The sequence below is a fragment of the Xanthomonas sp. Leaf148 genome, assembly GCF_001423585.1.
Taxonomy (GTDB): Bacteria; Pseudomonadota; Gammaproteobacteria; order Xanthomonadales; family Xanthomonadaceae; genus Xanthomonas.
Genome location: NZ_LMOP01000008.1, coordinates 760,504 through 771,855 on the forward strand (window position 1 = coordinate 760,504; position 11,352 = coordinate 771,855).

Annotated in this window: 12 protein-coding genes and 1 other RNA gene; 6 read left to right on the plus strand and 7 right to left on the minus strand. The window is 65.2% G+C overall.

The genetic code is table 11. The features are described 5' to 3' along the window. The first annotated feature begins 102 nt into the window (after nucleotides 1-102). Nucleotides 103-702, plus strand: a complete 600-nt coding sequence (locus tag ASF90_RS07985; RefSeq protein ID WP_055848161.1) for an alpha-ketoglutarate-dependent dioxygenase AlkB — start codon at nucleotides 103-105, stop codon at nucleotides 700-702. 451 nt (nucleotides 703-1,153) lie between these two features. Further along, nucleotides 1,154-1,228: non-coding RNA, sX9 sRNA (locus ASF90_RS21805), on the plus strand. A gap of 22 nt (nucleotides 1,229-1,250) precedes the next feature. Here ASF90_RS21805 and ASF90_RS07990 read toward each other — a convergent pair. From ASF90_RS07990 to ASF90_RS08005, 4 genes are all read right to left on the minus strand, one after another. Further along, the gene (locus ASF90_RS07990) at nucleotides 1,251-1,895 is read right to left on the minus strand and encodes an ABC-type transport auxiliary lipoprotein family protein (protein ID WP_055848162.1); all 645 of its coding nucleotides are present in this window, start codon (nucleotides 1,893-1,895) and stop codon (nucleotides 1,251-1,253) included. Beyond that, the gene (locus ASF90_RS07995) at nucleotides 1,892-2,818 is read right to left on the minus strand and encodes an MlaD family protein (protein ID WP_055848166.1); all 927 of its coding nucleotides are present in this window, start codon (nucleotides 2,816-2,818) and stop codon (nucleotides 1,892-1,894) included. Before ASF90_RS07995 ends, ASF90_RS07990 begins: the two co-directional genes overlap by 4 nt. Nucleotides 2,819-2,820: 2 nt before the next feature. Beyond that, nucleotides 2,821-3,660, minus strand: coding sequence for an ABC transporter ATP-binding protein (locus ASF90_RS08000; RefSeq protein WP_055850252.1), 840 nt, complete (start codon nucleotides 3,658-3,660; stop codon nucleotides 2,821-2,823). 85 nt (nucleotides 3,661-3,745) lie between these two features. Next, complete coding sequence (locus ASF90_RS08005) at nucleotides 3,746-4,858, minus strand: ABC transporter permease (RefSeq protein WP_055848169.1); 1,113 nt, start codon at nucleotides 4,856-4,858, stop codon at nucleotides 3,746-3,748. Between the two features lie 166 nt (nucleotides 4,859-5,024). Here ASF90_RS08005 and ASF90_RS08010 point away from each other — a divergent pair, with 166 nt between their 5' ends. Further along, complete coding sequence (locus ASF90_RS08010; RefSeq protein WP_055848172.1) at nucleotides 5,025-6,284, plus strand: threonine/serine exporter family protein; 1,260 nt, start codon at nucleotides 5,025-5,027, stop codon at nucleotides 6,282-6,284. Nucleotides 6,285-6,343: 59 nt separating this feature from the next. Here ASF90_RS08010 and ASF90_RS08015 read toward each other — a convergent pair whose 3' ends face one another. The 3 genes from ASF90_RS08015 to ASF90_RS08025 form a co-directional block, all read right to left on the minus strand. Continuing rightward, complete coding sequence (locus ASF90_RS08015) at nucleotides 6,344-6,808, minus strand: H-NS family nucleoid-associated regulatory protein (RefSeq protein WP_055848175.1); 465 nt, start codon at nucleotides 6,806-6,808, stop codon at nucleotides 6,344-6,346. Between the two features lie 144 nt (nucleotides 6,809-6,952). Continuing rightward, a complete protein-coding gene (locus tag ASF90_RS08020) occupies nucleotides 6,953-8,647 on the minus strand; it encodes a proline--tRNA ligase (protein WP_055848178.1) in 1,695 nt (564 codons plus the stop codon). Nucleotides 8,648-8,910: 263 nt separating this feature from the next. Next, nucleotides 8,911-9,312 (minus strand): DUF4124 domain-containing protein, encoded by a 402-nt coding sequence (locus ASF90_RS08025; protein WP_055848181.1) that lies wholly within the window; start codon nucleotides 9,310-9,312, stop codon nucleotides 8,911-8,913. Between the two features lie 122 nt (nucleotides 9,313-9,434). Between ASF90_RS08025 and pssA the strand changes: the two genes are divergently transcribed. The 3 genes from pssA to rimI are packed head-to-tail and all read left to right on the plus strand — an operon-like array spanning nucleotide 9,435 to nucleotide 11,162. Beyond that, the gene (gene pssA, locus ASF90_RS08030; RefSeq protein ID WP_055848184.1) at nucleotides 9,435-10,208 is read left to right on the plus strand and encodes a CDP-diacylglycerol--serine O-phosphatidyltransferase; all 774 of its coding nucleotides are present in this window, start codon (nucleotides 9,435-9,437) and stop codon (nucleotides 10,206-10,208) included. A 10-nt stretch (nucleotides 10,209-10,218) separates the two neighbouring features. Beyond that, entirely contained in the window at nucleotides 10,219-10,683 is a 465-nt protein-coding gene (locus ASF90_RS08035; protein ID WP_055848187.1) for a hypothetical protein, read from the plus strand. Beyond that, nucleotides 10,680-11,162 (plus strand): ribosomal protein S18-alanine N-acetyltransferase, encoded by a 483-nt coding sequence (gene rimI / locus ASF90_RS08040; protein WP_055848190.1) that lies wholly within the window; start codon nucleotides 10,680-10,682, stop codon nucleotides 11,160-11,162. The genes ASF90_RS08035 and rimI overlap by 4 nt, the downstream gene beginning before the upstream one ends. The last annotated feature ends 190 nt before the right edge of the window (nucleotides 11,163-11,352 follow it).

Here is an 11,352-nt window from a genome sequence, read left to right on the forward strand (position 1 = left end):
GGCTGGGGCGTATTTTCCGGGATTGCATGTGATGGCGGCAAATCGCGTTGATTCATCAGCCTCTGCCGGCGTGCTCCGGCGCGCGCATGCTAGCGTTTGCGCATGAAACTGCGCGTTGCATTGCCGGGAGCTCAGATCCATTGGTGTCGTGGCTGGTTGCAGGCCGCGCAGGCCGATGCGCTGATGCGGGTGTTGCTGGCACAGGTGCAGTGGGAGGTGCATCGCATCCGCATGTTCGGGCGGGTGGTGGATTCGCCACGTCTGAGCAGCTGGATCGGCGATGCCGATGCCAGTTATCGCTACTCGGGGACAGAGTTTGCGCCGCAGCCGTGGCTGGAGGCGCTGCAGCCCGTGCGCGCCCGTCTGCAGCATGAAACCGGTTGCCCGTTCAACAGCGTGCTGGTCAATCGCTATCGCAGCGGAGCCGATGCAATGGGCTGGCATAGCGACGACGAGCCGGAGCTGGGCGCGCAACCGGTGATCGCATCGCTCAGCCTGGGGGCGGCGCGACGGTTCGCCTTCAAGCATCGCGACGATGCGGCATTGAAGCAGACGCTGGAACTCGGCCACGGCGATCTGTTGTTGATGGCCGGCGAGACCCAGCAGCATTACAAGCATGCGCTGCCGCGCACCGCGCGCCCGGTGGGGGAGCGCATCAATTTGACCTTTCGGCAGATTGCGGTGCGCGTGTTCCAGCGATAAGAGCGGCTCACATAACGTAGCGAGCGCTCGCCTGGTGGTGAGTGCGGTGGTTGTGTCGTCTGCATCTTGGTGGATGCAGTCAGAAGCCCTGGTCAAACGCTGAGTGGGTTGAGTGGCGGTGCCCTCACCGCTCGCGGGACACGCCGTGAACCCGTCCCAGGAGGCTCGGTGGCGGCATCCATGCCGCCACACGGTCCCGCAAGCGGTGAGGACACCGCACCAGAGGGTTGATCGGTAGTTCCTTAAAACCCTGCACACCGACGATCTCGACTGGCCCTTGCCCGCTCACCCTCGTAGGACCTTACACGGCATGGATGCCGCGTAAGCGCTGACAAGGACGTACTTGCAGCGTGTCCCGCGATGGTGGGCGGGCAAGGGCCTTGCAGCCAGCCCGCAGATCAGCCGCTTTGCGGCAGCCAACAGGCGGGCGCGGCCGGTGCTAGGAGTCGGTATGTCCCACTCGTAAATTCCGGTTCCACGCATTGTCCGCACCCACCTAACGACTGCTCACTAAGTGTTGTCAGCAGCTCCAAGTCCGTCGTTTGCACTTACAAGGAACGCGGCAAGTTCTGGCTGTCCTGTTGTCCGGTGGTCAGCGTCCAGCCGACCAGCTCGGTGGTGACCTGGGTCAGCGCCTGCTCGAAGGCGACGGCCACCGCAGCGGTGTCGGTGCTGGCGGACGGGCGTGCGACCAGGAAGGTGCGCGAAGCGGCCACGCGTTGATCTGACGAATGCAGCAGCTTGGCGTTGAGTTCGATAGTGGCCGAGGGCACCGACTGGCCGGCGTAATCGGCTTCGAAGCGGCGCACGTCGATCGCCAGCTTGTAGTCCGAGCGGATCCCGGCACCGATGCGCGCAACCCCCGCGATCTTGCCGGAGTCTTCGAACGCACGCACCACGCTGTCTTCTAGCATGTCGGTGGCCGGTTGCGCCCAGCCGGCACCGTGGTAGACCTGCAACTCGCCCGGGGTCGGGCGCACGTTGATGCGCGGGCTGTCGATGATGCGGGCAGCGCTCGGTTTGGCGACCGACAGCTGCCAGGTCACCTGCGGCCAGGTGGGATTGGGCGTGACGCGCACGGTGGGTGCGTAGATCGTGGCCGGCTTCTGGTCGCCACCGGTCAGGACCGAGCAGCCGCCCAGCGCCAGCAACGAGACGCACAGCAGGGGACGCAGCAGGCGCATGGCAGTCATTTCGGTTCGAACTCCTTGGGTGCGTCGCGGCCAAGCAGGTAGCGCGCAGGGTTGTTGTCCAGTTTGTCGCTGACCCGGCGCAGGTCGCGGATCAGGCCGCGCAATTCGGTCAGTGTCGGTCCGAGCTGGCCCAGGCCATCGTTGGCAAAACTGTTGATGGCTGCGCGGTTTTCGCCAAGGATGTTGTCGGCGTTACCTGCGGCCGAATCCAGCTTGACCAGCGTTGCGTCCAGCTTGTTCAAGATGCCCGGCAGCTGCTGCACAAGGTTCTGATCCAGCCGCTTGATGGTGCCGTTGGTGGTGGTCAGGGTGGTGTCCAGATTGCGCGCGGCATCGCGCGCGCTGACGATCAGCGCCTGCATGCCTTCGTCGCGGTCGGCGATGCCGCCGCTGATCTTTTCCAGGTTCTGCAGCGTGGCCGAAATGCTGGCCACGTTTTTGTCGGAGAGCATTTCGTCCATGCGCTCTACGATGCGGTTGGCGGTGTCGGTGATGTTCTGCAGCGCCGAGGGCGTGGTCTGGATGATCGGCGCATCGCTCTTGTCGATGGTGGTCAGCGTCGGCGCCTCGGGCGTGCCGCCGGAGAGCTGGATGATCGACGGGCCGGTCAGGCTGGTGATGGCCAGCTTGGCGCGGGTATCGCTCTTGATCGGTGTGGTGGAGTTGACGCGCACGTGTGCGACCACTTGGCGCGGGTCGTTCGGGGCCAGCGTCAGTTCGGTGATCGAGCCTACCGCGATGCCGTTGTATTGCACCGGGCTGCCGACCGACAGGCCGGTGACCGCCTCGCGGAACACCACGCGGTACTGCTGCCAGGTGCGATCGGAGGAGTACTTGGCGGCCCACAGACCGAACAGCAGCAAGGCCAGGCCTGCCACGATGGTGAAGGCGCCGATCAGGACGTAATTGGCTTTTGTTTCCATGCTCAGGCGGTCTCGGTGGAGTCGGTCTTGGCCGCGCGCGCGGCGCGTGCGCGCGGACCGTGGAAATATTCCTGGATCCAGGGGTGATCGATCTGCTCGACCTCGGCCAGCGGCGCGTTGGCGATCACCTTGCGATCGGCCAGCACCGCGATGCGGTCGCAGATGGCGTACAGCGTATCCAGGTCATGGGTGATCAGGAACACGGTCAGGCCCAGCGCCTGCTGCAGCGTTCGGATCAAGCGGTCGAAGGCCGCCGCGCCGATCGGGTCCAGCCCGGCGGTGGGTTCATCCAGAAACAGCAGCGGCGGATCCAGTGCCAGCGCGCGCGCCAGGCCAGCGCGCTTGCGCATGCCGCCGGACAATTGCGAGGGCAGCTTGTCCAGCGCATCGGCTGGCAAGCCGGCCAGCTTGATCTTCAGCAGCGCCAGTTCGAAATACCAGCGCTCCGGAAACTCGCCGTGGTGTTCCTTCAGCGGCACCTGCACGTTTTCGCCGACGGTCATCGACGAAAACAGTGCGCCGTCCTGGAACAGCACCCCGGTGTTGCGGGTGATGTGCTGGCGGTCGACAAAACGCCCGGAGCGCGCATCCGCACCCAGCACCTGGATGCTGCCAGCATCCGGCTCGCGCAGGCCCAGGATGCTGCGCATCAGCACCGATTTACCGGTGCCCGAGCCGCCGACCACGCCCAGAATCTCACCACGGCGCACGTCCAGGTCGAGCTCTTCGTGCACGACCTGGCTACCGAACCGGTTGGTCAGCCCGCGCACGGAGATCGCCAGCTGGTCGTCGTCGTCCGTCTCTGTGCCGGGATTGGTGACTGGGGATTCGAGATTGGTCACAGCACCGCACTCCCACATCTCAGGGCGCCAACAGCGCTGCTGCCTTGCGCGACTCCCAAACCCCGACGATCGAATCTCGGCTCCATCACCACCCCATCTTCATGAACCACAACGCCGCAATCGCGTCGAGGATGATGACCAAGGAAATCGTCTGCACCACCGACGAGGTGGTGCGTTCGCCCACCGACTGCGCGGTGCCACTGACCTTCAACCCTTCCAGGCAACCGATCAGGCCGATCACCAGCGCAAACAGCGGCGCCTTCGACAAGCCGACCAGGAAGTGTCGCAACTGGATGGTGTCGTGCATGCGCGCCAGATACATCTGCGGCGGGATATCCAGATCGAATGCGCCTACGGTGACGCCACCGGCCAGGCCGGCGATCATCGCGATGAAGGTCAGCAGCGGCAGGGTGAAAATCAGCGCCAGCAGACGCGGGATCACCAGCAGGTCGATCGGGTCCAGCCCCAGCGTGCGGATGGCATCGACCTCTTCGCGTGATTTCATCGCGCCGATCTGCGCTGTGAACGCGCTGGCGGTGCGCCCGGCCAACACAATTGCGGTCAGCAGTACCGCAAATTCGCGCAGGAAGGCGATGGACACCAACTCGACCACGTAAATTTCCGCGCCGAAGTCGCGCAGGATGGTCGAGCCTAAAAACGCGATCACCGCGCCAACCAGATACGACAGCAGCACCACCAGCGGCACCGCATCCAGCCCGACCTGCTCCATGTGATGCACGGTGGAGGTGAGGCGGAAGCGGCGCGGCTCGTGGATCAGCCGCATGATCTTGACCAGGTTTTCGCCCAGAAAACTGTTGAGTTCCAGAATGCCCTGGCCGACGCCGTGGGTGGTACGGCCCAGGCGGTCGAGTGCGGCGACAAAGCCGTAATCGCGCTTGGGCTTGGGGCGCTCGTCGTTGAGTTCTTCGATGGTGCACACCAGCGCCTGGTGTTCATCGCGGAAATCGATGGCGTCTTCTTTCAGCCCCATGCGGCCGGCAAAGCGCAACAGTTGCAGCACGCCGGCCGAATCCAGTTGCTGGATGCCGCGCGCGTCGATGCGACGCACCCCGTCGGGCACCGCTTGCAGCAGTTCGGCCTGGGGCAGGGCGGTCGCCAGGACCCAACTGCCGGCGAGTCGGACCTGTGCCTGATCCTGCGAGTCTTGTTCGATACGTGGAGGTTGCGGTTTGATCATTGGGTGGCCTGTCCGTGGCGCCAGCATACAGGGCCGGTGTGAGCGAATGATGGGGGCGCCTTCGCTGCGACGGCCTCGGATGGACGGAGGGCGCGCCGGCCACGCGCGCTGCGGCATACACTGACGTCCTCGCCGTACGGCGTTTTTCCGATCCGACCCGCCACGCATGTCCGCTGCCACCGTCGTCCTCCCGTCCGCCAGTGCCACCTACGCCCAGCGCGTCGCCTTTGTGTCGGAAATCGCCGGGCGTCTGCATTCCTATGGCACAACAGCGCAGCGCCTGGAGGCCGCGGTGATCGGGCTATCGCAAAAGCTGGGGCTGGATTGCGAGCCCTGGTCCAATCCCACCGGCATCATCTTGAGCTTCAGCGACCCGACCAAGGCGATCGGTTCCAGCGACATCACCCGCGTGATCCGGCTGGCACCGGGCGAGAACGATCTCTACAAGCTCAGTGTGGCCGACTACGTGGCCGACAGCGTGGCCAACGGGCGCATGAGCATTGCGCAGGGCCACACCGCGCTGCGCCGCCTGGACCGTGAAGTCGATCGGCGCGGCAAGACCTTGCAGGTGCTGGCCTTCGGTCTGGCCGCGGCCGGCGTGGCCGGGTTGTGGAAGCTGCCCTGGCTGGATATCGCCACCGCTGGCGCGATCGGCATGTCGATCGGCCTGCTGACCCAATACACCGACAAGCGCGCCGCCACCAAGGAAGCCGGCGAAGCGCTGGCCGGCCTGCTGGCTGGCGTGGTCGCCGCGCTGGTGGCATCGCTGGTCGGGCCGTTGAATCTCAATACGGTGATCATTGCCTCGCTGGTGGTGCTGCTGCCAGGCATGTCGCTGACCAATGCATTCAACGAGCTGGCCAGTCAGCACTGGGTCTCCGGCACGGCGCGTCTGGCCGGTGCGGTGACCACGGTGCTCAAGCTCACGGTAGGCGCCGTGATCGCGGTGACGCTGACCCAATTGGTGGGCTTGCACCCACAGGTGGCTGCCTTGCGTCCGCAGGCCGGCTGGGTGGAATGGGCGTCGTTGCTGGTGGCCGCTTATGCGTTTGCGGTGTTGTTCAAGGCCAATCGGCGCGATTATTTATGGATCATGGCCGCAGCGATGTCCGGTTATGTCATTGCGCGTTATGCCGGGCATGCCTGGGGTGGCCCGGCCGGAGTATTTGCCTCGGCCATGGCATTGACCGCCGCCGGTAATCTGTTTGGGCGGGTGGTGCACAAACCCGGTGCGCTGATTCGATTGCCGGGCATCATCATGCTGGTTCCCGGTAGTGTCAGCCTGCGGGGTTTTTTGACCCTGGTGCAACAGCAGGATGTCAGTGTCGGACAAGCCGCATTGTTGGCGGTCACCAATATTGTGATGGCATTGATGGCCGGTTTGCTGTTTGGCAATTTGCTGATTCCGGCGCGCAAGAATTTATGAGCGGCCAGAAAATCACCCAATAAAAACGCCGGCAATGCCGGCGTTTTTATTGGTCTGGATCAAGCGGCCTTGGACTTCTTGGTGGCGCGCTTGGTGACCGTTTTACGTGGCGCGGCCTTCTTTGCCGATGCCTTCTTTGCACCGCCACCGATCTTGCTGATCAGGAAGTCTTCCACCTTCTTGCCAGCAGCGGTCAGTTCGGCCAGCCAGCGCGGCTGCTTGCCGCGACCGGTCCAGGTTTCCTGGGTATTGGACGGATTGCGGTACTTCGGTGCAACCTTGCCCAGCTTGCGGCCGGCGCGCGGACCCGGCTTGCTGGCAGCGGCCGGACGACCCGGGCCGGCGCTGGCGGCGGTACCAAACAATTCTTCGATGGAATAACCCTGCGCTTTCGCCGCGCGGGTCAGCTGCGTGCGGACCTTGGCGATCGGGGCGCGCTTGGCAACCACGGTCTGCTGCTTCTTTGCATTTTTGATCAGTGCGCCCAACTGCTTGGCCGACAGGCCAGAAAGATCGATCGACATCGCGACTCCGGAAGATTGAGAGAGAAAGAATGCCGATCCTTGGCAGCGGCGGCCATCATAATGTCAGAAAACCCGCATGACAAATGCGCCGAAATAATTCGGCGCCTTGTGTTCATCCGATTGGAGCGGAATTGCCCTGTTTGATCAGCACCCCAGACGGGAGAATAATCCGGCCTTATCCAGGTTTTCTGCCGATTCGGCGGTGCGGGCGCGATATTCAAATGTGCCGGCTGCCAATCCACGTTCCGAGACGACCACCCGATGCGGAATGCCCAATAGTTCCATATCGGCAAACATGGCGCCCGGACGCAGACCACGGTCATCCAGTGCGGCATCGAGACCGGCGGCGATCAATTCGTCCAGCAACGCCTGGGCAGCAGCGACCACCTGGGCGTCCTGCTTGGGGTTGATCACGCACACCACCGCCTGCCACGGCGCCATCGGCGCCGGCCAGACAATACCGGCCTCGTCATGGTTCTGTTCGATTGCCGCAGCCACGATGCGCGAAATGCCGATGCCGTAACAGCCCATCTTCATCACCGCGGCCTTGCCGTTTTCGTCGATGACGGTGGCCTGCAGCGCCTGTGCGTACTGGCTGCCAAGCTGGAACACGTGTCCCACTTCGATACCGCGGGCCAGACGCAGCTCGCCGCCATCGGCAGCGCGTTCGCCGTCGATGACGTTGCGCACATCGGCCACGGTCTCCGGCTCGGGCAGATCACGGCCCCAGTTGACGCCGGCAAGGTGGGCGCCGGGTACATTGGCGCCGACCACGAAATCGGCCATGGCCGCGACATCGCGATCGGCCACCACGCGCACCGGGCGGGCGGTCTTCAGCGGTCCCAGGAAGCCCGGCTCGCAGCCGAGGTGGTCGCGGATTTCGGCTTCGTTGGCCAGACGGTAGTTGGCCAGGCCGGCCACCTTGCCCAGCTTGATCTCGTTGACCGCGTGGTCGCCGCGCACCAGCACCAGCACGAAGCCGGCGGTGGTCATCACCGCCACCGACTTGACCGTGCGCTGCAACGCGATGCCCAGCAGTTGAGCGACGTCTTCGCAGGTCTTCTGGGTGGGCGTTTCGACCTGGCGCATGCTCTCGGTCGCTTCCGGACGCGGACCCGGCAGCGCAGCGCTGGCGGTTTCCACGTTGGCGGCGTAATCGGAGGCCGTGGAGAACGCCAGCGAGTCTTCGCCGGAGTCGGCGATGACGTGGAATTCCTGCGAGGCATCGCCACCGATCGCGCCGGAGTCGGCCTGCACCGCGCGGAACTCAAGCCCCAGACGGGTGAAGATGCGGGCGTAGGCCGCACGCATGTTGTCGTATTCGCGCGCCATGTCCGCATCGGTGAGATGGAACGAGTACGCGTCCTTCATCAGGAATTCGCGCGCGCGCATCACGCCAAAGCGCGGGCGGATTTCATCGCGGAATTTGGTCTGGATCTGATAGAAATTGAGCGGCAGCTGCTTGTAGCTGTTGATCTCCTGGCGCGCGAAGTCGGCCGCGGCTTCTTCGGCGGTGGGGCTGTAGCAGAACTCCTGCTGCTTGCGGTCGCTGATCTTGAGCAACTGCCCGCCGAACTTTTCCCAACGCCCGGTGGCGTCCCACAGCTCACGCGGCTGGATGGTGGGGAACAGCACCTCCACGGCGCCGGCGCGGTTCATTTCCTCGCGCACGATCGCCTCGACCTTGCGCAGCACGCGTAGGCCCAGCGGCGACCAGGTGTACAGCCCGGAGGCCAGCTTGCGGATCATGCCCGCGCGCAGCATCAGACGGTGGCTGACCAGCTCGGCGTCGGCCGGGGTTTCCTTGGTGGTGTGCAGGTGGAACTGGGAAAGACGCATCGGGCTTCGCTTGGGCGGAAAGCCCATAGTTTGCCAGTGTCGCGCCCTGCCGGTCATGGCCGCATACCCGCGCGGCGGGGGATGGATGCGTTCGGCTTGCCTGGTCAGGCGGTCGTAACGCCGGATCGTCGGCCTGCGGTGTGAGCCCGACCACAGTCCTGGAAGCGAGGTCACGCCGCCTTCGAAACGCACTGCGCCACCGCCGCGGCGCGTTTTGTCACTGCCCAGCGGCGTGACGGCCGCTCACGCTGTCCAGCTCGAACTCAGGTGGTCGGGCCGCCAGTCGCTGCCGGCTTGCAATAGGCCTTGGCGGCGGCTTCGGCCAGATTGCGCTGCGCGGCGCGGGCGTCCGGGTCCAGCGGGGTGCCGGGCTTGCCGTCGGTGCCGGCGCCCATGGTGACCTCGCCCTTGCCGCTGAGCAGCTCCAGGTTGCGGCGTGCGGTGAGGCAGTCGGCCGATTCCGGGGTGGCGGTCTCTGGCGCGGCGATGGCCGCAGTGCCGCTGCGCGCGTCGATCCGGCGCGATTCGTAGCGCTGGCCGGTCGGCGGCGGGGTTTCGGTGTAGTGGGTCACGCCCTTGGCGTCCTTCCACTTATACAGATCGGTAGCGCCTGCAGTGGCGCTGACCAGCAGCAACAGGGCGCAAAGCCCGGACGACAGGTGCATGTGGCTTCCCCTGGATGATTCCCGCCGCGATTGCAGCATCCACGGCCCGCGCTGGCAAGTGAGCGCGCTGCGGGATGCGGGCGCGCTACCGCCGGACGGACCTCAGGCCCTACACTTGTCGGATGGATGAAATGAGACCGCCCCCGCGCTCGCGCACGATTTACCTGCTGCCGAACCTGTTCACCACCGCCGGGTTGTTTTCCGGTTTCTACGCCATCATCGCCGCCGCCAATGGTCAGTTCGTCCAGGCGGCGATGGCGGTGTTCGTGGCGGCGGTGATGGACGGGTTGGACGGCCGGGTTGCGCGCCTGACCAATACCAGCAGCGAATTCGGCGTGCAGTACGACTCGCTGGCCGATCTGGTCAGCTTCGGCATGGCCCCGGCACTGGTGATGTATCACTGGTCGCTGTCGGCGCTGAAATACGACAGCAACGTGATGGGACGGGTCGGCTGGTCGGCCGCCTTCCTGTATGCGGCTTGCGCGGCGCTGCGGCTGGCGCGCTTCAACACCCAGGTCGGCGTGGTCGACAAGCGCTGGTTCATTGGTCTGGCCAGCCCGGCAGCGGCCGGGCTGATGATGTCCTTCGTATGGGCGTTCGCTGACGACAGCCTGGGCTTCGACGGCGAGCAGCTGCGCTACGTGGCGCTGGCAGTCACGGTGGTGTCGGCGCTGTTGATGGTCAGCCGGATCCGCTTCTGGAGCTTCAAGGGCGGCGCGCGTGGCCCGCGTGCCGACCGCGTGCCGTTTCTGGCACTGGCGGTTGCCACGGTGGTGATTGCGCTGTTGGTGATCGACCTGGCGCGGTCGCTGCTGGTGATCGGCGTGCTGTATGCGTTGTCCGGCCCGATGATGTGGCTGTGGCGGCGTTGGCGGCGTGTCCCCGAGCTTCCATGAGCCGGCATCCATGAGCGAGCCAGCGTACGAACCGGTGTGGTCGGACCTGCAGGTGTCGTGCCTGCAGGCGATGGGGCACACCGTGTATCTGGATCGCGACACACCCGATGCCTTGCCTGCGCCGGTTGAGGTGGTCGACCACGCACCGGTGTCTGCGCCAGTGCGTGCGCCGCGTGTCGCGCAAGCGGCTCCGGCTGCTGTACCGGCGGCGCGTCGCTCGGCGCCGACTGCGCCGGCCGAGTCGCGTGCGTCTGATGTACGTTCGGCAGCTGCGCCGCAACGGCGTGGCCGCGTTGGTCTGCCCGACCGTTTGCAGATGGCGTTGCTGCGCGCGTCCGGTTGCAACCCGGGCGACCCTTCGACGCAAGCCTTGATGGCCTCCTGGCCGCTGGCTGACTTGCGTGGCAATCCGGCCGCCAAGCGCGCGCTGTGGCCGCAGCTGCGCGCGTTGCGTCGCCGTCAGGGCCCGGCGTGAGCGCAATGAACGCGCCGCTGCCCGCGCCACTGCGTGCCATGCGCGAAAGCGATCTGGACGCGGTGATGGAGATCGAGCAACGTGCCTATCCGTTCCCGTGGACGCGCAGCATCTTTCGCGATTGTTTGCAGGCGGGCTACCCGGGTTGGGTGATGGAGCAGGGCGGCCAGGTCATCGGTTACGGCATCATCAGCATCGCCGCCGACGAGGCGCATGTCCTCAACGTCTGCATCGCGCCGGAAGCGCAATCGCAAGGACACGGGCGCGTGTTGTTGCGCGCTTTGATCAAGGGCGCCTGCGACCGCGGCGCGCGACGCGCATTTCTGGAAGTGCGCCCGTCCAATCCTTCGGCAATTGCGCTGTATCACTCCGAAGGCTTCAACGAGATCGGGCGGCGCCCGCGCTACTACCCCTCCAATACCGGACGCGAAGATGCGTTGGTGATGGCGATCGAGTTGTTCTTCGAAGGGTTTTCCTGAGCGCTGCGGCAGCCTCGCCTTCGCGGGCTGCCCATCATCGAATCGATTGCAGGTAACGATCGCGCGCATGGCGTTGTGCGTGAGTGCGTGGATGGGTGCGCGCGTACAAAAAACATGAGGTTGCTTGCTTGCTTGCGCGTGCGCGCAGGCTGCTGTGGATAGCCGGTAACGTCTGCACGCTGCACGCTGC